This window comes from Chitinophaga sp. CC14 (genome assembly GCF_048957795.1).
Taxonomy (GTDB): Bacteria; Bacteroidota; Bacteroidia; order Chitinophagales; family Chitinophagaceae; genus Chitinophaga; species Chitinophaga ginsengisegetis.
In genome coordinates, this window is sequence record NZ_JARBFY010000003.1 from 1,215,033 (window position 1) to 1,238,925 (window position 23,893).

Consider the following 23,893-nt stretch of genomic DNA (forward strand, 5'->3'; position numbering starts at 1 on the left):
TTCGTAAGTATGATAGTACAGCACATAGATCGAGTTGAAGATATTACACCAGCGGAATTCAAGAAGAACTATTACCAGCCACGTAAACCTGTAATTATTCCGGCGGCGGCACTTAGCAAACACTGGCCGGCCTACAACAAGTGGACATGGGATTATTTCAAATCAATAGTCGGCAGCAAAACGGTTGGGGTATACAATAATGAGCGCGCCAACGAAAATACCCTTGTAAACGGGGCGGATGATTACATTACTTTCGGGGCATACCTCGACATGATACAGCAGGGACCGGTAGCGCTCCGGATTTTCCTGTTCAATATTTTTCAGCATGCTCCCCAGCTGGTGGAAGATTTTACTTTCCCGGATGAATTTGCCTCCGGGTTTCTGAAGAAGTACCCGATGTTATTTGTGGGTGGTGCCGGTTCGGTAGCACATATGCATTATGACATTGACCTTTCGCACATTTTCCATACCCAGTTTATTGGGCGTAAGCGGGTATTGCTGCTGGAAAACAACCAATCGCCCCTCATTTACCGGATGCCTTTTACCGTGGAGAGCGCGGCTAACTTCGTGAACTGGCATGAGCAGCTGGACCAGGACCAGTTTCCGGCGCTGAAACATGCGCGGGGATACACTACCATCCTGAACCACGGCGATACCATGTTTATGCCGGCGGGCTACTGGCATCATATGGAGTACCTGGATGGCGGTTTTGCCATGAGTCTCCGGGCGCTGGACCCTTCTTTCGTCAATAAACTAAACGGGCTTTACCACCTGGTAGGGCTGCGGGGAATGAATAACCTCATGATTAAGATGGCGCCCAAGTGGTGGTACCATTATAAAAGACAAAAGGCCCGCGAGCGTGCCGACAAGGCCATGCAAACGCTGGGCTGACCTGGTTCCAACGTTATGCTAAGTAACTAATGAACAGTTACTTAGCATTAATTTCCAATTGTCAAATCTTTTTACTACCTTTGCACCTTCCTTAACCCCCACTAAGACTCAAGTCACATACAGTAAGTCTGCTGTTACATTCAATCAGTGTCTGTGTGTCTTCGTGGCGGTAGCGGCTCAACAAATGATTGACCGCTTGTTTAAAACATTCGCGCTTGAAGACAAAAACTTTAAAGAAAGACAAGGTTAATATTATTACGCTTGGTTGTTCCAAGAACATGGTGGATTCAGAAGTACTGAGCGGTCAGCTCATGGCTAATGAAATCGATGTAGTGCATGAAAGTGCAAAACGCGATCATAACATTGTTGTGGTGAACACCTGCGGATTTATTGACAAGGCCAAAGAAGAATCGATTAATACCATCCTGGAGCAGGTAGAGCTGAAACAACGTGGCAAGCTGGATAAGGTTTATGTAACGGGTTGTTTGAGTGAACGCTACCGGGGCGACCTGGAATCAGAAATAGGAGGAGTAGATGCATGGTTTGGAACGATGGAATTGCCCCTGTTACTGAAAAAATTTGATGCAGATTATAAAGCAGAACTGATTGGAGAAAGATTACTGAGTACCCCGTCTCATTATGCTTACCTGAAAATAGCAGAGGGTTGTAACCGTACCTGTTCTTTTTGTGCTATTCCGCTGATGCGGGGTGGCCATGTTTCCAAGCCTATTGAGGACTTGGTAACAGAAGCGCAGAAACTGGTGAAATCCGGTGTAAAGGAAATCATGCTCATTGCGCAGGAGTTGACCTATTATGGTTTGGACCTGTACAAGCAACGCCGTTTGGGAGACCTGATGCGTGCGTTGGCCGGAGTGGAAGGACTGCAATGGATTCGTCTCCATTATGCTTATCCCACCAAATTCCCGATGGAGATCCTGGATGTGATGAACGAGTTCCCGAATATCTGCAAGTATATTGACATGCCGCTGCAACATGCTTCCAATGCCATGTTGAAGGCTATGAAGCGTCAGATTACAAGGGAGGAAATTGAACAGCTGGTGCATGACATCCGTGCCAAAGTACCGGGTATCTGTTTACGTACTACCCTGATTGCCGGTTTCCCCGGTGAAACGGAAGAAGACGTGGAAGAGCTGAAAGGTTTCCTGGAAAGAATGCGTTTTGACCGTGTAGGGGTGTTTACCTACAGTCATGAAGAAGGAACCAGCGCCTACGAGCTGGAGGATAATATCCCGGCAGAAGAAAAGGAGAGCAGAGCGCAGGAAATTATGGAAGTGCAGCAGGAAATCTCCCTGGAAAAAAACCAGGAAAAAGTAGGGAAGATCTTTAAAGTAATAGTAGATAAAAAAGAGGCAGGCAGATACCTTGCCCGTACCGAGTTTGATTCGGTGGAAGTAGACAACGAAGTGATTATAGACACTACCAAACGCCTGAAACCGGGCGACTTTGTAGAAGTACGGATCACCAAGGCGTTTGATTACGACCTCGAAGGAGAACTGGTAGCTAACAGCTAATCACTGAAAGCCACCAACAGCCGATAGCTAACGCTAAAAGCTGAAATAATATTTCTAACAGCTGATAGCTAACTGCTAAAAGCTATATCCACAGCTCCCGACGGAGCTTGATTAATGCAAATCAATGACTACATTTGAATCACTGGGCTTACAAGAGCCTATCTTAAAGGGAATTACGGACCTGGGCTTCGTTTCCCCAACTCCCATCCAGGAACAGGCAATACCAGTATTGTTAGGAGGTGACCGCGATTTCGTAGGTCTTGCCCAGACGGGCACCGGTAAAACTGCTGCATTTGGCCTGCCTTTGCTACAGCAACTGGATCTGAAAATAAATAAACCACAGGGACTGATTTTATGTCCTACCCGTGAACTCTGTTTACAGATCACCAATGATCTGAAAAACTTCAGCAAATACCTCGGCGATGTGAGCATCGTAGCGGTATATGGCGGTTCCAGCATTGTTCAGCAGCTGCGTGAACTGAAAAGAGGAGTACACATTGTGGTGGCTACTCCCGGCCGTTTACTGGATATCATTGACCGTGGTGCGGTTAATTTTGACAATGTGCGTTATGCTATACTGGATGAAGCAGATGAAATGCTGAACATGGGATTCCAGGAAGACATCAACAGCATCCTGTCTAACACCCCTGAAGGTAAAACTACCTGGTTGTTTTCTGCTACCATGCCACAGGAAGTTCGCCGTATCGCCAAGAAATACATGGAGGATCCGTTTGAACTGACCGTAGGTAACAAAAACAGCGGTAACGTTAATATAGAACACGAATACTACGTAGTGCGCCCGCGTGAAAAATATGCGGCCCTCAAACGTATCGTGGATTTCAACCCTGAAATTTTTGGTATCATCTTTACCCGTACCAAAATTGAATCCCAGGAAATTGCTGAATCGCTGATCAAGGACGGTTACAATGCAGATGCCCTGCATGGCGACTTAACCCAGCAACAGCGTGATAAGGTGATGAAACGCTTCCGCGAAAGAGCGCTGCAGGTATTAGTGGCTACAGATGTGGCTGCCCGTGGTATCGACGTGGACAACGTAACACACGTTATCAACTACGATTTACCGGATGACGTAGAAAACTACACACACAGAAGCGGCCGTACTGGTCGTGCCGGCAAATCAGGTATCTCTATTGCTATCATCAGCAGCCGTGATACCGGAAAGATCCGCCAGATTGAACGTGTGATCCAGAAGAAATTTGTAAAAGCTGAAGTACCGGATGGTTTCGCAGTATGTGAAAAACAACTGTTTGGCCTGGTACATAAAGTACATAACGTAGTAGTAAACGAAGAACAGATTGAACCTTACATGGAGCGCATCAACGAAGAGTTTGCCTCCATGACCAAGGAAGACCTGATCAAACGTTTTGCTTCCCTGGAATTCAACCAGTTCCTGGAATACTACCAGGATGCGCCTGATCTGAATGCAAAAGACGACAGACGCGCCGGTACACTGGGCGATGACAGAGGTCCGCGCAGAAGCGATGGCAAATTCACCCGTTTATTCATCAACCTGGGTTCAGTAGATGATTTCAACCGTGGCGATATGCTCCGTTACCTGTGTGACAATACTGGTCTCCGTGGCAATAAAATCGGCCGTATCGATCTGAAGGGTGTTTATTCCTTCTTTGAAGTAGAGAACGAAGAACTGCCAAAAGTAACCGAAGCTTTCAAGAAAGTGGAGTACAACGGCCGCAGCGTGAGGATAGAAATGTCCCAGGATGGCGACAGACGCCCCCGTACCGGTGGTGGTGGCGATCGTGGTCCGCGTCGTGAAGATGGTCCGCGTAAAAGAAGCTGGAGCGCAGAAGGTGGCAGCCGCCCGGGTGGTAGCCGCAGCGGTGGCGACAGACGTGAGTCTTTCGGCAGCGGTGGCAAACCTCCGTACAAGAAAAAATACTAATCCGGTAACGGAATAGCGATATAAAAAGAGAAAAGGTGTCCATCGGGCACCTTTTTCTTTTTATGTAAATATCTGTTTCATAGTATAGGTCATTTTCCCAAATTTAAACTATCTTGTTCATCAAGACACCCAATTCACACGTTATTATGACCGGAGATACAAATCGCGCTTTACAGTACGTAGAACCATTTACTCTTTTTTCTTCCAGTGATATAACGCTTTTCCAGGCAGGCTCACATTACCGGCTATACGAAAAGTTTGGCGCTCATGCTATGGAGGTAGAAGGCGCCCATGGTACGTACTTTGCCGTTTGGGCGCCGGACGCAGCATTTGTAGCAGTAATGGGGGATTTTAACGGATGGGATCATTACACCCATACGCTTTACCCACGGTGGGACAGCTCCGGTATCTGGGAAGGTTTTGTGCCCGGCGTGAAGCCCGGCGCACTCTATAAGTATTTTATCCGCTCCAACAGCGGGGAAGAGCTGATCAAGGGAGATCCTTATGCCAATCACTGGGAGGTACGTCCTAAAACGGCGTCGGTGGTATGCCCGCTGGATTATGAGTGGGATGATAAGAAGTGGATGGATCACCGACGAAAAAACAATGCGCTCGACAGTCCTTTTGCCGTATACGAGGTACACCTCGGTTCCTGGCGCCGCCCTGATCCCTCTGATCCGGAGCGGGTGTATTCTTACCAGGAAATAGCCGATATGCTGGTGCCTTATGTAAAGGAGATGGGCTTTACCCATGTGGAGATGATGCCCATTATGGAGCATCCTTTTGATGGTTCCTGGGGGTACCAGATCACCGGGTACTTTGCGCCTACTTCCAGGTATGGTACGCCGCAGGATTTTATGGAGATGGTGGAAGCTTTTCACCTGGCGGGTATTGGCGTGATCCTGGATTGGGTGCCGTCGCATTTTCCGTATGATGCGCATGGGTTGTTCCGTTTCGACGGATCGCATGTGTATGAATATGCGGATATGCGTAAGGGTTATCATCCGGACTGGAACAGTTATATTTTCAATTATGCGCGGAATGAGGTGCGGTCGTTTTTACTGAGCAATGCTGTTTTCTGGTTCGACCGGTTCCATGTGGATGCTATCCGCGTAGATGCGGTGGCATCGATGATCCACCTGGATTATTCCAGGGAGAGAGGCGGGTGGGAACCCAATGAAGTGGGGGGCAATGAGAACCTGGAAGCCATCAGTTTTCTGAAGAAGCTGAATGAAACGATATATGCCCTGTTCCCGGATGTACAAACCATTGCGGAAGATTCTACTTCCCACTATGGCGTATCCCGGCCTACTTTTATGGGTGGACTGGGCTTTGGGATGAAATGGATGATGGGCTGGATGAATGATACCATCGACTATTTTAAAAAGGACCCTATTCACCGGAAGTGGTACCAGAACGATCTGACATTCAGTTTGGTGTATGCGTTCGGAGAAAACTTTATGCTGCCGCTGAGTCATGATGAAGTGGTACACGGGAAGTCGCCCATGCTGTATAAGATGCCTGGCGACGACTGGCAGAAGTTAGCCAACCTGCGGTTGTTGTATAGTTATATGTATACCCATCCCGGCACCAAGTTGCTGTTTATGGGAGATGAGTTTGGGCAAACATCTGAATGGAATTACCGTGGGGAGCTGGACTGGCACCTGATGAAGCATCCCACCCATCAGGGTTTGACAGCTTTTGTAAAAGACATTAACCAGTTTTACGCCACTACTACCGCGTTATATGAACAACAGTTTGATGCTGCGGGTTTTGAGTGGATCACGGTAAATGATTATGATAACTGTGTGCTGGCTTATGTGCGGAAAGGAAAAGAAGCCGGTGATATTTTGCTGGTGGTATTGAACATGACGCCGGTAGTGCGGGAAAACTACCTGGTGGGGCTTCCCGTAGCAGGTGAGTGGGAAGAAGTAATGAACAGCGATGCCCCGAAGTACTACGGCAGTGGCGTGGTGAATACCGGTGTAATCCGTACCGTTAAACAGATATATAACGGCAGGGATTATACGATTTCTTTGCGTTTACCACCTTTGGGGGCCACTATACTAAAGCTTCTGAGCCTGGGTGAACGTTGAGTGCCGGCCGGTAATAGTAATCGTAGTTGACTGATTATTTATTGAGATAAAATTTTTAAAGGAGATAAAGCAGGGAGATCCTGTTTTCATCTCCTTTATTTTTTTAAGATAAAAAAAATCGGAACATACAGTTTCAAGTGAATCAATCTCTTTAAAAAAACTCTCAAAAAAAGTGTTTACCCGGTTAAACTTTGCCTTCTTTTTTCCATCTATCAGCAATCTGATCCTGTTGCAATAACCGGCTATGGTGGTACGTTTTATGAGGTGTCAGTATTTCAACCAGATCAATTCGTCCATATTTTTATTTAGTTACATAAAACCGTTCTTTTTATGAAAAACATTCTCCGCAAACCGGGGCATGGTTTGGTGATAGCAGTGTTGGCTGCTGTTACATTAGCAGGCGCCTGTAAAAAGGATAATTCTGCTTCCACCACGCCGATTCCGGACAATAAGCAAAAAGTAAGTCTTTATTTGTCAGATGATCCGGGTTACTTCGATAAAGTACTACTGGACATCCGCAGTGTGGAAGTGCTGGTGGACACCTGCGGGAAAACGGACGACGACAACTGGTCGGACCGCGACCGTTGCTGGTGGGATGAGGACCGCGACCACGACCGGAACAGCGGGCGGGATACCTGCCAGTTGTGGGATTCATTGGATATTAACCCTGGTGTTTATGACCTGCTGACATTGAGGAACGGAGCCGATACCCTGCTGGCCGGCGGCGTGGTAGCAAAAGGAACGATGGAACGGATCCGTATTACCATTGGCGACCAGAATTCGCTGGTAAAAGATGGCGTTACTTACCCGGTGAAATCGATCTCCGGTCAGTCGAAGATCATTGTGAGGGTGCGTCATAACGAATGGGACGAGCTGAGTGCGGATAATCTGCAGTTGTGGCTGGACTTTGATATACAGCGTTCTATTATCAAAGTACGGAATGGACAATTCATCCTCAAACCCTACATTAATGTATTTACCATTCTTAAAATGGGCAGCATTTCAGGTAAGGTAACCCCGTGGGACGCTTACCCGGTAATTTCTATTTACAACAACAGCAATGATACTTTATATGCACTGCCATGGAGAAGCGGAGAGTACAAGGTACGTGGTTTGAAAGTGGGCGACGACTGGAATGTTTTTGTAAATGCCTCCAACGGTTACCAGGATACTACGGTTACCGGTGTGAAGGTAGAACGGGGGAAAGACACGCGGATAGGGGATATCCAGCTGCATAAGTAACGTGGATGTTGTCTTTCTCAGGATTAGACTGATTATACTGATTACTTTGATTTTACTTTTTGGATTATAAAGGATTTGGGAAGATGAAAATGGGGGGCCTGTTTTTATCTTCCCAAATTATTTTTATGCAATACAGCGTTTAATAGCAGGGAAGGCAATACGGGAGTTGATACCTGCGTTAAATACATGCGTAAAATATTTAACTTGAGACAAAGTAATATCTATGAAGAAACTGTTGTTTTTATACCTGTTGTTATTGAGTGTTTGCAGCATGGGGATGGCCCAGGCGAAGGTGAACCAGCGCGACGGGCAAAGCCGTAAGCAGGGGCGTTGGGTAGAGGAAGTGGGGGAAGTGAGGGGAGAGCCGGGTTATACGTGGGAAGGCGTGTATAAAAACGGCCGGAAGGAGGGTGTTTGGAAAAAGACTTCTGCCATTGGTAATTTACTGGCAGAGGAAACTTATAAGAACAACGTGCTGGATGGTTATTGCAAATATTATTTCCCTAACGGGAAGCTGAGTGAGGAAGGTGCTTTCCTGGCTACTGAAATTGAGGGGCAGCGGGATACCATCATGATCATTGATCCGGTGACCAACGCAGAAACGCCCACGGAGATTGTAAGGTTAGGTAATTCCGTTCGTAACGGGGTGTGGAAGTTATATGATGAAGAAACGGGGAAGATGGTGAAGGAGTATTACAAGCGGGGGGAAACCGTTACTGCAGATGAGTTGGGAGATAGTACCGAAGTTGCCGCACCTGCTGTAAAGAAGGCTCCGTTACAGCTGCCGCATGAAAATGCCGGTAAGCAGAAAAAGAAGGGGTAACCAAAATGAACAGACGGGAGGCTAAAATGAACAAAAAGAATTGTCTGTTTTAGCTTTTTTTTATGTAATTTCATCAATAGGATGTGATCTTATAGAACCCGTAAGTCACCAATAAATTTTTATTGCAGATCCTTTTAACTTGTTTGTATGAAAAGCCTTACTATCAACCACGCGGAAAATCCTCAGGAACTACACGGAATGGAATATACTACTGACAGGATGGAAATCCTTTTCAGGGCTATTTTTATCTTTTTGGTGTTTTGTGCATTGACCTCTATTTTCTTCTTGTCTATTTTTTATTAAGCATAAACAAATATCATCAACGTGAAAAAGGCTCAATGATGGTGATTCATCATTGAGCCTTTACGTTTTTGTGAATATTGCTAAATTGATTTTTTAAGATGTAACCCTTATTCAGAGTGGATCTACAGGTTACTTTCTGTGATTTCTGATTCCAGGACTCTTAATTCAATGTTAAGGAGTTATTCATTTTGTTCATTGTGCGTTTATCGCCTGTGAACATTTTGTACAATGATATTAAGCATCTATTTTTATATCTCTAAAGTTGGCATAGGTTATGAAACCGGCGCGAGATCTCTATCTGAAGTGCCTTTCTTTTTTCTTACCACTTTATCGGATCTGTTTCTACTTCATTGATATTTCTTCAAAGTTTCTTGGTACCACAAATGACACGGTATTATCTGCCAGCAGGTTTTCCGGCAGTAAGGCAATGGCTTGTCCGTCTACCACGAGCGTAGTGGGTTTGAAGGGAAGGCCATGTACAATAATCCGGTGATTTTTGTATGATGTTTCGTAGTTGATATAAAATTGTTTTTTAAGATAGAATTGTTGTGCGGTAGAACGTTGTTTGAAGCGGATTACGTTATACTGTCCGTTTTTGTAGCCGTAGTGATCGCCGGCATCTTCGTACAGTACGCTCTTCACTTCTGTATCACCAAAGTAAACATGCAGCAGCATTTCTGTAACCGGTGTTTGCTGGGTGTACTGCATTTCCGGGAATTCCGGTAATACAGCGCCGGCCTTTACAAACAGGGGGATTTCATCCAGCGGTGTTTTTACTTTGATTTCTTTTGCGCCTGCATATTTCTGATCGTTCCAGAAATAGTACCAGTTGCCGGCGGGGAGGTATACTGCTTTTTCCTGCATACCTTTTTCGCTTACATGACTGATCAGCAGGGAATCGCCGAACATAAACTCGTGCGAGCAGTTATGCGTGGCCGCATCTGTTTGCGCCACAAAAGCCAGGGGGCGCAGCATGGGCGTACCGTGGGTGGCGTATTGCCAGAAGGTGGTGTACAGATAGGGGAGCAGCTTATATCTTAACGTAATAAACTTGGTCACTACTTTTTCGTACTCCGGCCCAAAGCTCCAGGGCTCCTGGTTAAAGCCGGTTTCATTACTGGCGGAGTGCGTACGCATGAGCGGGTGGAAAACGGCCAGCTGAATCCAGCGGGTATACAGCTCGCCATCGGGTTCGCCGATGAAGCCGCCGATATCGCTGCCGGTAAAGGAAATACCGGAAACGGCTAAACGCTGGCATTGCACGCTGGCCAGCCAGAGGTGTTCCCAGCTGGATACGTTATCGCCGGTCCATACGGAAGACCAGCGCTGTGCGCCTGCATAGCAGGAGCGGGTAATGAGAAAGGAGCGGTTGGGCATCAGGTATTTTTTCATACCGGCTGCGGTGGCCTTGCTCATCAGGTGGCCGTATACGTTATGGGCTTTGCGGTGACTAACCTCTTCACCGTCGTAGTCGTGACGGACATCTTCGGGGAAGGAGCCCATTTCAAATACGGCGGGTTCGTTCATATCGTTCCATACGCCGCGTACGCCGGTTTCGGCCAGGCTTTTGAACAGGCTGCTCCACCACTCCCGTACTTCGGGGTTGGTGTAGTCGGGGAATACGCATTTGCCGGGCCAAACGTCTCCTTCCATGAGTGCGCCATCGGCGCGTTTGCAGAAGTAGTTGTTTTTGATGCCTTCCTGGTATACAGCGTAGTCGGTGTCTACCTTAATGCCGGGATCAATGATCACTACTACTTTAAAGCCTTCGGCGGCCAGTTCTTTGATCAATCCTGCGGGATCGGGGAACCATTCCTTGTTCCAGGTAAAGCAGCGGAAGCCATCCATATAATCGATATCCAGGTAGATGACATCGCAGGGAATCTTCCGTTTCCGGAATTCTTTTGCGATTTCCTTTACGCGGGTGTCGGGGTAGTAGCTCCAGCGGCACTGGTGGTATCCTAATGCCCATAATGGGGGCAGTTCGGGGGTACCGGTGATTTTTGTATAGGACTCGGCCACTTCCAGCAGGTCGGGGCCGTAAATAAAATAGTAGTTCATTTCACCGCCGCGGGCCCAGAAACTGCAGGCATCTTCCCTTTCTTTACCAAAATCAAAGATGGTGCGGAAGGTGTTATCGAAGAAAATGCCGTAGCCGACGCCATGATGCAGGCCGTAATAAAAAGGGATGTTCCGGTACAGCGGATCGGTATCTTTCTGATAACCATAGGCATCGGTTCCGTAGTTTTCCAGGCGTTTGCCCCGGAGATTCAGCTCGGTGGGCTTGTCGCCCAACCCGTAGAAGCATTCCCCTTCCTGTACTAACTTGCTGCAATACTGGATTTTACCTCCTTTGAGGAGGTAGTGTTGCCAGTGGTAACCCATTTCATCCTGGTTGATCACTTTTCCTTCCTTATCTGAAATGGTGATGCGGAGGTTATCGCGTGCTATAAATACCTTTAGTTCGTCTGTATAGATCTCAAAAGTTTCTTCCCACTCTTTGATCCCGAATGCGATGGGGGATTCTTCCAGCGTATCGCTGGTGGCGTAGGAGAAGTCCCGTTGAAAAGAGCCTTCCGCAGCATATCTGAAGCGGATGATCTTGTCGGCAATTACCCTTATTTCGAGAATTGTTTCTGTAGTATAAAAACAAAAGTAGTTTCCTTCTTTTTTCCAATCCCTGATACCATCGGGATAGTGTTTGGCGCCGTATTTACTGGACGAGGTTTCAACTTGCATAATCTCTTTTTCTGGATGCGCGGTAATGCGTTAACGAGGTCTTAAATTACATAAAAAAATCAGAGTAGTGGTAGTCCTTTTGCGTTAGATGCTTCTTTTTCTACGTTTACCCTTTAAATTAGCTGCTTTGCAAAATATCTCAGCAAGTAAATAAATTACTTATTAACTTCATATCAATAAATTTACTTTTTGCTTTAACCTATTTTAGTGGGTGCACCTTTCCAGGAGCACCTTTTTGTTGGCAGCGGGCCGGGTTAACGGTTGTCCAGCACCCCGATCTCTTTTGCGGCTACATATACTTTTGTTCCTTTTCTTGCTTTTGCGGCGACATTAAATCCTTTACCGATCGTTTTCCAGTGATGACCGCCATCTTCTGAAATATCAGTGCCGGAGGTGCCGGTGGCGATGAGCAGCTGCGGGGTGATCCAGGCCACGCAGGAGCGGTATCCGCCGGGAGGGACAGCGGGAGCTTCCCAACTCCGGCCGCCGTTGGCGGTGAGCATACAGTTGCCTTTCCGGGCGGTATCCTGCTTATAGTCGCCCCCTACGGCGATCCCGTTGGCGGTGTCGCGGAAGGCGATGGAAAATACGCCGGTAGTACTGCTGCCCTGTATCAGCGGGATCGTGTAGGCTTGTCCGTTATCCGCGCTTTTAAAGAGCCGGGCTACCTGGCCGCCGGTGGCGAAGTAAACCTTGTTCCCGGGAAACAGCACCATGCTGGTGCCGCTGGCGGCGAAGATGGCTTCTCCTTCTGCCGCGGCCGGCAAAGTGGGAGTGGGGTCGGCTTTCCAGCTGCGGCCACCGTTATGTGTCCGGATGACAGTAAATTTCCCGTCGATCGGATCACCGATAGCGATACCTTCCCGTTCGTTAAAAAACTGCATGGCATCAAAGAAAATGCCCGGCCTGTTATCGTAGAATACCTGTTTCCAGGAATTCCCCCCATCTTCCGTTAAAAAAATCAGCGCCGGGGCGCCGGCATTCAATACAATGGCTTTACGGGCATCAAAAGCATACAGCGAACGCCAGTCGCAGCTATCGCAGCCGGTAACAGTGGTCCATTTCCAGTGTTTACCGCCGTCGGTGCTGCTGCCTACCTTGCCACCGGTACCGGAGGCCCATACCACCTCATCTGTTACCACGCTGAGGCCCCGGATACTTTGAACCGGAGTAGCCGATATGATGTTTATATGATAACCGGCTGCTGTTTCCTGGGCGGCTGCCGGGTGAAACGTAAATATTAAAGTATAGCATCCCAACAGCAACAGGCGGCGCAGCGCCCTGCATTTGTGAGTGATAAAGGGCCACTGCCGGGTATCTAAGCCTGGTGTGCCGGATGTAGTGTTGGCTGTATTCATAAAGTATTTCGTTTATTCCCAATCTGTTACCGGGAAGAAAATTACAAAATTGCTACAAAGTGTGACACAGATTTATATATTTGCAGATTACCTAACCTGCTTACTCATTAACAATATTCCAGTGCATCAACCGCGTCGCTTAAAAATGTTTATCCTATGCTGTATATGGGGACTCTTCTCCGGGGTACTGTATGCGCAGGACAAACCATACATTTTTGACAGCTACAGCGTTAATGAGGGCCTTTCTCAAAGCACGGTATTCGATATCACCCGCGACGATCAGGGATTTATGTGGATTGCCACCCGCGACGGGATCAACCGTTTCGATGGCTATACCTTTAATGAATACCGGTACAAACCAAGCGCTCTTTACAAGGCAGGCGAAGGAAAGGGAGAGCTGGTAGCCCGCGGATCTACCGGCAACCGCGCGGTTATCAACCGTTTTGATCTGAAAGGGTATAAAGGTTTTTCTTTTTATAAAGACAGTCGCTCCCAACTGCTGCTGGCCCATAACAATGGGATCAGCGTGTACGATAAATACAAGAACAACTTTAGCAAACTGCTGGAAGATACCACCATTGTAAATGCCGCGGAACGTGATAGTAATGTGAAGTTTGCGATCCTGGGAGAAGACACGGCTTCTAATACGCTGTGGGTATGGCGACCAATGAAAGGCATCTACGTGCTGGATAATACCACTTACGCCATACGCCGTATCATCCTGTATCCGCCGCAGTTTACCCAAAGACGGATATTGCCTTCCGCAGTTATGAAAGATGGGAATACCATCTGGATGAACGGAGATCAGGGCGAACTTTTTTCCCTGAATATCAAAAACCTCCGCATCTCCACCTATTGTTTGCCCGGTGTGGGCGATAAGCCGTTGTTGCGCAACCTGAACAAAGACTCCATGATCATTATCAGTGCAGGTCATATTACGCTCTTTAACAAGCAACGCAACAAATTCAGCGACCTGGTTTTTGATATGAAGAATGAAAAGGGGGAACCATTCATTCCTGCTGTGTCTGAACTGGATCAGTACGGCAACGTATGGATAGGCGGGAGCGATGGCGTGCTGATATACAGTATTGCGCGTAATGAAATTGTGCGGCATATTGTGAGCTTTAATACTTTTGAAACGAGGTCGTTTAATGATGTATCGTGGCTTTACCGGGATGTGGCCGATAACATGTGGGTAGGCACCGATGGCGACGGTCTGAAAAAATATTCCCCGCATAAAAAAGTGTTTAACCTTTACCGGTCGCCTTACATCACGCACAACATGGTGCAGGCTGTGTACAAGCATGATGATGGCAAGTTGTATGTGGGACTGATGCGGGACGGATTGAATATTTATGAAGATGGAGGAAAATTCCTGGAGCGTATTTCCAATGAATTATATCCCGGGAAGTTTCCCGGCAACGATCTGGGCGCTATTTGCAGGGAGAATGGAGATCAGCTCTGGCTGCACTTTGCGGGTATGCACATCGGGTTGTTCAATGTAGAAACCAAATCTTTCCTGGATCTTACAGGAAAGGTAACGGCATTGGGTTTACCTACGCAGCTTGCACCTTTCCCCTTCCTGTTTAAACGTACTAACGGACAATTGTATTTCAATTATGGCGGCTACCTGCTGATGTTTGATAATACTGAGAAAGGATACGAAGTAGCGGTAGTACATAATTTTTCGGATGAAGTATTGACTGCTTTTTATGAAGACTACCTGGGTAACCAGTACGTGGGTACGAAATCGGCGCTGTATATAAAACGTGTGGCCGACTCCCGTTGGAAAAGTGTGTTCCTTGCTCCCGGCACTACTGTAAAATCCATCAATAAAAATGCGCATAAAGAGTTGCTGGTGGCCACTAATAAAGGATTGTTCATCCTGGATGATGCAGGTCGCATCAAGCAACACTACAACAGTTATGATAATCCCAAACTGATCAATGATTATATGTACGGCGTGTTGCTGGATGATAAAGACCGGATCTGGGTGAGCCATAATAAAGGGTTGTCGCAGATCAATCCGTTGACCGGTGAAATCACTACTTATAATTATGAAGATGGATTACAGTCGAACGAGTTTAACACCGGTGCATTTTACAAGTCTATCGACGGCGAATTATTTTTTGGTGGTATCCGTGGTGTAAACGGATTTTATCCAAAGAATTTCCGCGACAATTTATCCAATGCCAAAGTGATCATCCGCCGGATGGAAGTGCTGGACAAGCCTTACGAATCTGACACGGCTATTTCGTTACTGAAGAAAATAGAGTTGCCTTATAACCAGAATACTATTGCGATAGAATTTGTGCCGCTGGAGTATACCAATCCATTAAAGAACAAGGTGCAGTATAAGCTGGAAGGCGCGGATGAGGACTGGGTGCAGGCCGGAACTTTCAGGATGGCGCGTTATACCAACCTGCATCCCGGCAGTTATGTTTTTAAGCTGAGAGCATCGAATAATGATGATATCTGGAGTACTGTTCCCACCACGTTGGAGATCGTGATCCGGATTCCTTTCTGGCAGTCGTTGTGGTTCCGGTTTTTACTATTGCTGCTGTTGCTGGGCATTGCTTATTATTTCTCTACCCTGTATCTGGATTATAAGATACGGCATGAGAAGCTGAAGCTGGAAAAGGAGCAGGCGGTAGACCAGGAGCGGGCGCGTATTTCCAGTGACATGCATGATGATCTTGGATCGGGGTTATCTACTATCCGGTTGCTGAGTGAGGTGGCTAAGCGGAAAATCCAGGATCCTTCCCAGACGCGGGAAGTAGAGCGTATTTCTGAAACGGCGGGAGAAATGGTGGACAAGATGAGTGAGATTATCTGGGCGATGAGTTCATCCAATGATTCGCTGGCCAATCTGATTGCTTATATGAGAAGTTTTGCGGCAGAATTCCTCGAGCATGCGCACATCACGCATCAGTTTTATATTCCAGAAACGATTCCCAACATTAAGCTGAGTGGAGGTACACGAAGGAATATTTACCTGGCGGTGAAAGAATCATTGCATAATGTAGTGAAACATGCGAAGGCAACAGAGGTAATTGTGGAAGTGAAGATGCATAAAAATATGACGATAATGATTAAGGACAATGGAAAAGGATTTGACCAGGAGAAGGTTAGATTATTTGGAAACGGATTAAAAAATATCCAGAAAAGAATGATATCAGTTGGAGGAAATGCGGATATCAGCTCGAATAATGGAACAATAGTTTTTCTCGATATCCCACTAAATTAACATACATTTGTTTTTAATAACATTTAAGTGTTATAATTCCTTTTAAACATGACGGTATACTCAAAGAAGAAGTCCCAGGATAACATGGACACTATCACTATTGCGATAGTAGAAGATAATCATGATATCCGCACGGCTATGGAATTGCTGATTAATGGTTCTGACGGTTACGCCTGTGTAGGGACATTCAATAATGCGGAAACTGCCGTGGAGCAAATCCCTCAACTGATGCCTAACGTGGTGTTGATGGATTTCAACCTGCCGGGTGGCATGAATGGTATTGAATGTATTGCGCAGTTAAAGCGGGAGCATCCTGATATGCAGTTTATGATGCTGACAGTGTATGAAGATGATGATAAAATCTTTATGGCGCTGGAGGCAGGTGCAAGTGGTTATATTCTTAAGAAAACATCTCCGGGCGAATTACTGGAAGCTATCCGTGATTTGTATGATGGCGGTTCCCCGATGAGTTCGCAGATAGCGAGAAGGGTGGTGGCATTTTTCCAGAAGCAGGCCAAGCCGAATCCGGCGCTTGAAGCATTGACTACACGTGAAAAAGAAATCCTGGATCAGTTGTCGAAAGGTTATTTGTACAAAGAAATTGCGAGTAACCTGTTTATCAGTATTGAAACGGTAAGACGCCACGTACATAATATTTACGAAAAGCTGCACGTACGTAGCCGTACTGATGCAGTGAATAAATATTATAACAGATAAGTCAGTAATTCAGGGATTTTATTGTTTTCTGAATAAGAAGCAATAAAATCCCTGAATGTTTTTCAACGGTGTTCTGTTTTAGGTTTGAACACCAGGTGCACAGATAATACCACAGCAGCAATCAACAGGCAGGCAAGTTTAAATAACAGACCAGTTTTCATAGGATAAGGGATTTACGGTTAATAGGTAATATGGTTAAGACATAACACTCCCTGATGGCTATTGCCAGGCTGATGTGACCAGTTGTGAATATTGTATGAAAGCCGTTTGTTGGTAAAAGCAGGTAAAATTGATCATCGCATCATTTGCCATGCGTCAAATTTCCGGATAAGGCGAAGGAATTTATTTCCGATGCTGTTATCCTCTTCTTTTTTAATGAAGTAAGTAGCTACGAGTGCTACCAGAAAAACTGCGGTAAGCAGGATTAGAAATAGTATTTTCATAAGGACATAGGTTAGGATATCTCAAAATTGTTGACTTATGTAAATATAAATAAAATTCTGATATAAGGATTCATTCACATTAGTTTTTTTTATACCATTTTCATGTGATACTTCCCGAAAATCCCCAAAACTGTTCATTATCTCCCGGAAATATAAAATTTAACAGTCTTAATACATTGGTAATAAATAATGTAAGCATAGTGTATAACTTATACTTGGGATGATTCCCTGAATCCTTTATTTTTGCCAGCAATCAGATTTTGCTAAAAGATTTAGTATCCTTGCAAAACATTGCATGACCTGCGAAACAATAGTATTTTGGAAATTATAATATATTATGGCAAACACGGACAAAACGGATAACAAAGATCTATTTGCTTCCTATACGGAAGACTCCATACGGTCGCTGGACTGGCGGGAGCATATCCGCCTCCGGCCTGGTATGTATATCGGTAAACTGGGTGATGGATCGAGTATGGATGATGGTATTTACATCCTGCTTAAAGAGGTAACGGATAACTGTATTGACGAGCATACGATGGGCTTTGGCAAACAGGTTGATATCAAAGTAACGGAGCATCACGTCACCATCCGGGATTTTGGCCGGGGGATTCCTTTGGGAAAGGTGGTGGATGTAGTGAGTAAGATCAATACCGGCGCCAAGTACGATAGCAAAGCCTTTCAGAAATCAGTTGGTTTGAACGGGGTGGGTACCAAAGCAGTAAATGCTTTGTCCAGCTACTTCAAGGTGCAGTCTGTTCGTGACGGCCGCATGAAAACCGCTGAGTTTGAAAGAGGGGTTTTAATAAAAGAGCATAAAGAAACTGCGACTACGGAACCCAATGGTACCCTGGTTACGTTTACACCGGACGATACGGTATTTAAGAACTACCGTTTTATCCCGGAATTCCTGGAGAACCAGATCTGGAACTATTGCTTTTTGAATGCGGGTCTTACCGTTAGCTTTAACGGCAAGAAATACATTTCAAAGAATGGTTTGCTGGATCTGCTGCAGCGTAAAACGAATGAAGAGGATCTGCGTTACCCGATCATTCACCTGAAGGGAGAAGATATTGAGGTAGCCATTACCCATGAAAGCCAGTACGGAGAAGAGTATTATTCTTTTGTAAACGGGCAGCATACTACCCAGGGTGGTACGCACCTGGCGGCTTTCCGCGAGGCGTTTGTAAAAACGGTGCGCGACTTCTACAAGAAAGATTATGAGGCTACTGATATCAGGGCTTCTATTTGTGCGGCGGTATCTATCCGGGTACAGGAGCCGGTGTTTGAATCGCAAACGAAAACCAAGCTGGGTTCACAGGTAGTTTTTGAAAATGGTCCGTCTGTAAAGGCGTTTGTTCTGGAGTTCCTTTCCAAGCACCTCGATGATTACCTGCACCGTAACCCGGCGATTGCTGATGCGCTGAAGAAGCGTATTGAGCAGAGTGAACGTGAGCGTAAGGAGCTGGCCGGTATCAAGAAACTGGCGAATGAAAGAGCGAAGAAAGCTAACCTTCACAACAAGAAGCTGCGCGACTGCCGTTTGCACCTGAACGATGAGCTTACCGGGAAAGATAAGGCAGAACAGGAAGCCCGCAGGCTGGATTCCACCATCTTTATTACAGAGGGTGATTCTGCCAGTGGGTCCATTACCAAGTCGCGCAATGTGGAAACCCAGGCGGTGTTTAGTTTGCGTGGTAAACCGCTGAATAGCTTCGGGCTTACCAAGAAGGTAGTATATGAGAACGAGGAGTTCAACCTGCTGCAGCATGCGTTGAATATTGAAGACGGCCTGGAAGGGCTGCGCTACAATAACATTGTGGTGGCTACCGATGCCGACGTAGATGGTATGCACATCCGTTTGCTGCTGCTGACTTTCTTCCTGCAGTTTTTCCCTGACCTGGTAAAGAACGGGCACGTATATATCCTGGAAACGCCGTTATTCCGCGTGCGTAACAAGCAGCAAACTATTTACTGCTATAATGAAGATGAGAAGCAGAAAGCGGTAAAGAAGCTGGGCAACAAGCCGGAGATCACCCGTTTTAAAGGATTGGGAGAGATTTCTCCGGATGAATTTGGCCGTTTTATCGGGGAAGATATCCGTATTGAGCCGATCATTTTATCGAAAGATATTCATGTCCAGAAGTTACTGGAATACTATATGGGTAAAAATACCCAGACCCGTCAGGAGTTTATCATCAACAACCTGCGGTATGAAAAGGATTTAGTAGAAGAAACAGTATAGAAAGGCATATGGGCTTAATACACATTGTTTTTGGTCAGTCTTCAGTTCCGGTGTTGGGAGAGGCGATAGCGATGGATGAGAAAATGAGTGGAGAGATCCGCTGTTTTGAAGATGATCTGTCCGTTGGACCGTTATTTATCCTGGACACCAAAGAGGGCCGTGCCGGCCGTCGCCTTTTCTGGCAGCAGTTGGCGGGTATTGAACCGGCGGCACTTGCAGCCGGTGAAGAACCGGCCGCGGAAGAAGTGACCGGTGATCCCGATGATGCCGATCTTTTTAAATCCCTGAAAGCGCAATTAAAGGAAGACCCCGAACAGGAAGTATGGATATGGGCCGGGCAAAACGCCCGTGACGTGTGCGGGTACTACTGGCTGGTAAGTCAGCTGTATGATTTTGCAGGACGCATCCATATTATTTACCTCAACAACCTGCCTTTCCTGAATGAAAAGGGAGCGGTGTTTTATCCTACCCATCTGCACCAGATATTGCCAAAGGAATTCCTGAAGGCAAAGAAACTGGCGCGTGCTATTTCACTGGCAGAATACGAGCTGGATGGCGATGAGTGGTATCGCCTGATGAATGAGAATGCAGGTATCCGTTTACTGGAAGGAGGAAAGAAGATCAAAGGAGAACCCACGCTGTTTTACGACAAGGAGTTACTGGCGCAGAGTGGAAAAGAGTTTGTAAAAGCATGGCGGGTAGTGCAGCAGGTAACCGGTAAGCTAAAATACCCTGTGATGGACCAGTTCCTGGGCTGGCGGCTGAAAGAGCTGATCCGCGAAGGCAAGCTGGAGAGCAGGGGCGATCTGAAAACCATCCGTGATTTTGAAGTGAAGCTGCCGGGAGAAACCATTGAAAATCCAACAACCGTATGATAACCGTAACGCCACTGGAACTGATGGGTGCTGATGACCGCGGCAGCGGTTATTTCTGGAACTGCAACCGTACGGGCGATTTCCTGGTTTGCTACCGGAATGCCGGCAGCAGCAGCGGTCAGCATTATCACGAAGGTAAAAGCGACAATAAAAACCCGGAAGTACTGTACCTGTTTACCGGCAAGGCGGCCATTCACTGGTGTGCGCTTGGAGGCCATGAAATAGTGACCACGGAGGTAACGGCGCCGGCCAGGGTAGAAGTACCTGTGAATGTGTGGCATCAGCTGGTGGCCATTACAGATTGTTGCTTTATAGAACTGAACTCCCTTGAAGATGTACAGAAAGATAGTGTACGTATCTGGCGGGAGGATTTTGAAAAAATGATTAACGTAAAACCGTAAGTGTATTATACATGGACATGGAAAATAAAACATCAGACGAATCTCTGCACAATGTCATCCACGTTGGAGGCATGTATGAGAGCTGGTTCCTGGATTACGCCTCTTATGTAATCCTGGAGCGGGCGGTGCCCAGCATGGAAGATGGGCTGAAGCCCGTACAGCGTCGTATCCTGCACGCCATGAGAGAAATGGACGATGGCCGTTATAATAAAGTGGCCAACGTGATCGGGCAAACGATGCAGTATCACCCGCATGGGGATGCTTCTATCAGTGATGCTATTGTTAACCTCGGACAAAAAGACCTGCTGATTGATACCCAGGGTAACTGGGGCGATGTAAGAACCGGTGATGATGCGGCAGCAGCCAGGTATATTGAGGCGCGCCTGTCGAAGTTTGCACTGGATGTAGCATTTAATCCTAAAACTACTTCCTGGCAGCTCAGCTACGACGGCCGTAAAAATGAGCCACTGGCATTACCGATGAAGTTCCCGCTGCTATTGGCACAGGGAGCGGAAGGTATTGCGGTTGGTTTATCTACCAAAATATTACCACACAATTTCATTGAACTCATAGACGCTTCGATAAAATACCTCCGTGGTAAAAAGTTTGAACTGTTCCCCGATTTTGTTACCGGTGGGATGGTGGATATTGCCAGCTACAACGATGGTAAACGCGGTGGTAAAGTAAGGGTACGCGCACATATTGAAGAGAAAGACAAAAAGACGCTGCTGATCAAGGATGTACCTTATGGTATCACCACCACGCAGCTGATGGAGTCTATCGTAAAAGCCAATGACAACGGTAAGATCAAGATCAAGAAAGTAGTGGATAATACCGCTGCGGAAGTGGAAATTGAAGTGCAGCTGGCGCCGGGTATTTCACCGGATATTACCATTGATGCGCTGTATGCATTCACGGATTGCGAAATTTCCATTTCCCCGAATGCCTGTGTGATCGTAAATGATAAACCACAGTTCCTCACGGCTTCCGATTTGCTGAAATCTTCCGCTGATTATACCAAAGACCTGCTGAAGCAGGAACTGGAAATCAAACTGGCGGAATTACAGGAAAAATGGCACTATACCTCCCTGGAAAAACTCTTCTTTGAAAAAGGGATCTACAAGGAACTGGAGCAAAAGCATAAGGACTGGGAAACCGTGCTGAATGCTATTGATAAAGGATTTACACCGTATAAGAAACAACTGAAACGCGAAATTACCCGCGAGGATATTGTGAAACTAACGGAAAAGCCTGTACGCCGTATTTACCGTTTGGATATCAATGAACTGAATGAACAGATCAAGGGTATTGAAGCGGAAATTAAAGAGGTAAAGAATAACCTGGCGAACCTCACCGATTACACCGTGGCTTATTACGACAACCTGCTGAAGAAGTATGGTAAAGGCCGTGAACGTAAAACGGTGATTAAAACATTCGACAATATCCAGGTAGCACAGGTAGCTATTGCCAACACTAAAATATATGTGAACCGGGCAGATGGTTTCATTGGTACTTCGCTGAAGAAAGATGAGTTTGTGGCAGATTGTTCTGACCTGGACAGCATCATCGTATTCCGCCGGGATGGTAAAATGCTGGTGACGAAAGTAGCCGATAAAACCTTTGTGGGTAAGGATATCATTCATGTGGACATTTTCCGTAAGAATGACGAGCGCACTACCTACAACATGATTTATGTAGAAGGTAAAACAGGCGTGAGCTATGCCAAACGTTTCAATGTAACGGGTGTTACCCGCGACAAAGAATATGACCTGGCGCATAAAGGAGAGAAAAATTCCAAAGTACATTACTTCTCTTCCAACCCTAACGGGGAAGCAGAAGTGGTGACCATTAAGCTGAGTCCGAACTGCAGCGCGCGTAACAAGGAGTTCGACCTGTTTTTTGAAACCATTGCGATCAAGGGACGTAGCTCTATGGGTAACGTGGTAACCAAATACCCTATCCGTGGCGTGAAGTTTAAGGAGAAAGGGGTATCTACACTGGCCGGGCAAAAGATCTGGTATGATACAGAAACCGGTCGTTTGAATACAGAAGAACGTGGCGTGTATATTGGTGCTTTTGAAGGAGAGGACAAGATCTTTGTTGCCTTTAAAAATGGTACCTATGAGTTGACGAACTACGATCTTACCAACCGGTATGAGTCGAATGATGTAGTGTATATTGAGAAGTTCAACCCGGAAAAGACGGTAACGGCCATTTACTTTGACGCGGATAAGAAGCAGTTCAATGTGAAACGTTTCCGGATTGAAACGCAGACACTGAATAATAAATTCAACTTCATTAAGGAGGGCGTGAATAACTACCTGGAAATGGTGACCACGCATACCCAGCCTGTGGTGTTGCTGAAAACAGGTAAGAAACGCAGTCCGGAAGAAGAGGAAATAGACCTCTCCGAATTTGTGGAGGTTACCGGATGGAAAGCAGTGGGAACAAGGATTGCAGGGGATGACCTGATCAGTGCGGAGTTATTGTCTGAAGATGAAGATCCTGATCCGAATGAAGAAGGACCGGCAGGCGGACAGGGAGAATTGTTCTAGTTGCCTGTTGTGGAAGATATAAAAAGCGGATAGCAAATAATGCTGTCCGCTTTTTTGTTTTTGTAAGATGATTATATTTTGCCACCCAGGTTTCTGATCATCTTTTCCAGGAAGTTGATGGCCGTAAGATATTCTTCTGTTGTGATACCTTCCATTACTTTTTCCCGGTTTTGCATCTGGAGGGCTTCGATGGCCGCATACTCCTGTTTCCCGGTATCTGTAAAGGAATAGAGATCATCGGTATGTTGGATCCAGTTGCGGTTGAGCAATGTTGCCAGGACTTCTTCCAGCTCCGTTTCGGTGAGGAAGCGGTTTACCTGGTGGTAAAACAGCTCTTTGGAAATCTTTCCGTGCTTGTCTATATTTTTCAATACCTGCCAGTGAAACCTGTTGATACCAAAGGATTCAAAAGCTATATTGGTGTAGTGGGTGATCAGGCTGTCGGCTTCCTTCAGGTACCAGCCGATAGGCAGCTTTTGGTCTATTTCGGATTGCATAAAGTTGT

16 protein-coding genes are annotated in these 23,893 nt (G+C 46.3%); 12 read left to right on the plus strand and 4 right to left on the minus strand.

The features are described 5' to 3' along the window. The first annotated feature begins 9 nt into the window (after window positions 1–9). The 6 genes from PV783_RS15020 (at window position 10) to PV783_RS15045 (ending at window position 8,505) form a co-directional block, all read left to right on the plus strand. On the plus strand, window positions 10–891 hold the full coding sequence (locus PV783_RS15020) for a cupin-like domain-containing protein (protein WP_079468083.1): 882 nt from the start codon (window positions 10–12) through the stop codon (window positions 889–891). A 215-nt stretch (window positions 892–1,106) separates the two neighbouring features. Continuing rightward, window positions 1,107–2,423 (plus strand): 30S ribosomal protein S12 methylthiotransferase RimO, encoded by a 1,317-nt coding sequence (gene rimO, locus PV783_RS15025; protein WP_079468082.1) that lies wholly within the window; start codon window positions 1,107–1,109, stop codon window positions 2,421–2,423. A gap of 124 nt (window positions 2,424–2,547) precedes the next feature. Beyond that, on the plus strand, window positions 2,548–4,344 hold the full coding sequence (locus PV783_RS15030) for a DEAD/DEAH box helicase (RefSeq protein WP_079468081.1): 1,797 nt from the start codon (window positions 2,548–2,550) through the stop codon (window positions 4,342–4,344). Window positions 4,345–4,490: 146 nt separating this feature from the next. Continuing rightward, window positions 4,491–6,440, plus strand: a complete 1,950-nt coding sequence (gene glgB / locus PV783_RS15035; protein WP_420988572.1) for a 1,4-alpha-glucan branching protein GlgB — start codon at window positions 4,491–4,493, stop codon at window positions 6,438–6,440. A 330-nt stretch (window positions 6,441–6,770) separates the two neighbouring features. Further along, entirely contained in the window at window positions 6,771–7,682 is a 912-nt protein-coding gene (locus PV783_RS15040) for a DUF4382 domain-containing protein (protein WP_420988573.1), read from the plus strand. 223 nt (window positions 7,683–7,905) lie between these two features. Further along, a complete protein-coding gene (locus PV783_RS15045) occupies window positions 7,906–8,505 on the plus strand; it encodes a toxin-antitoxin system YwqK family antitoxin (protein ID WP_079468077.1) in 600 nt (199 codons plus the stop codon). A 645-nt stretch (window positions 8,506–9,150) separates the two neighbouring features. Here the strand turns inward: PV783_RS15045 and PV783_RS15050 are convergent. Both PV783_RS15050 and PV783_RS15055 read right to left on the minus strand, forming a co-directional pair. Next, window positions 9,151–11,547: a glycoside hydrolase family 31 protein gene (locus tag PV783_RS15050; protein ID WP_420988574.1), complete on the minus strand. Its 2,397-nt coding sequence runs from the start codon at window positions 11,545–11,547 to the stop codon at window positions 9,151–9,153. Window positions 11,548–11,801: 254 nt separating this feature from the next. Continuing rightward, complete coding sequence (locus PV783_RS15055) at window positions 11,802–12,905, minus strand: WD40/YVTN/BNR-like repeat-containing protein (protein ID WP_336386113.1); 1,104 nt, start codon at window positions 12,903–12,905, stop codon at window positions 11,802–11,804. A gap of 145 nt (window positions 12,906–13,050) precedes the next feature. Between PV783_RS15055 and PV783_RS15060 the strand changes: the two genes are divergently transcribed. Together PV783_RS15060 and PV783_RS15065 are read left to right on the plus strand one after the other, a co-directional pair. Further along, window positions 13,051–16,152 carry a sensor histidine kinase gene (locus PV783_RS15060; protein ID WP_079468074.1) on the plus strand — a complete coding sequence of 1,034 codons (3,102 nt, stop codon included), beginning with the start codon at window positions 13,051–13,053 and terminating at the stop codon, window positions 16,150–16,152. Between the two features lie 48 nt (window positions 16,153–16,200). Then, window positions 16,201–16,869 carry a response regulator transcription factor gene (locus tag PV783_RS15065; protein ID WP_079468073.1) on the plus strand — a complete coding sequence of 223 codons (669 nt, stop codon included), beginning with the start codon at window positions 16,201–16,203 and terminating at the stop codon, window positions 16,867–16,869. 293 nt (window positions 16,870–17,162) lie between these two features. Here the strand turns inward: PV783_RS15065 and PV783_RS15070 are convergent, their stop codons facing one another. Further along, complete coding sequence (locus PV783_RS15070) at window positions 17,163–17,312, minus strand: hypothetical protein (protein ID WP_159454179.1); 150 nt, start codon at window positions 17,310–17,312, stop codon at window positions 17,163–17,165. Between the two features lie 337 nt (window positions 17,313–17,649). Here PV783_RS15070 and PV783_RS15075 point away from each other — a divergent pair, with 337 nt between their 5' ends. The 4 genes from PV783_RS15075 to PV783_RS15090 are packed head-to-tail and all read left to right on the plus strand — an operon-like array spanning window position 17,650 to window position 23,388. Continuing rightward, window positions 17,650–19,557: a DNA topoisomerase IV subunit B gene (locus PV783_RS15075; protein WP_079468072.1), complete on the plus strand. Its 1,908-nt coding sequence runs from the start codon at window positions 17,650–17,652 to the stop codon at window positions 19,555–19,557. Between the two features lie 8 nt (window positions 19,558–19,565). Beyond that, a complete protein-coding gene (locus PV783_RS15080; protein ID WP_420988575.1) occupies window positions 19,566–20,432 on the plus strand; it encodes a DUF1835 domain-containing protein in 867 nt (288 codons plus the stop codon). Continuing rightward, window positions 20,429–20,833 (plus strand): hypothetical protein, encoded by a 405-nt coding sequence (locus tag PV783_RS15085; RefSeq protein ID WP_363435147.1) that lies wholly within the window; start codon window positions 20,429–20,431, stop codon window positions 20,831–20,833. The genes PV783_RS15080 and PV783_RS15085 overlap by 4 nt, the downstream gene beginning before the upstream one ends. A 17-nt stretch (window positions 20,834–20,850) precedes the next feature. Continuing rightward, window positions 20,851–23,388: a DNA gyrase/topoisomerase IV subunit A gene (locus tag PV783_RS15090; RefSeq protein ID WP_420988576.1), complete on the plus strand. Its 2,538-nt coding sequence runs from the start codon at window positions 20,851–20,853 to the stop codon at window positions 23,386–23,388. Between the two features lie 71 nt (window positions 23,389–23,459). Here the strand turns inward: PV783_RS15090 and PV783_RS15095 are convergent, their stop codons facing one another. Beyond that, window positions 23,460–23,885, minus strand: a complete 426-nt coding sequence (locus PV783_RS15095; RefSeq protein ID WP_111578756.1) for a MarR family winged helix-turn-helix transcriptional regulator — start codon at window positions 23,883–23,885, stop codon at window positions 23,460–23,462. Window positions 23,886–23,893 lie beyond the last annotated feature (8 nt).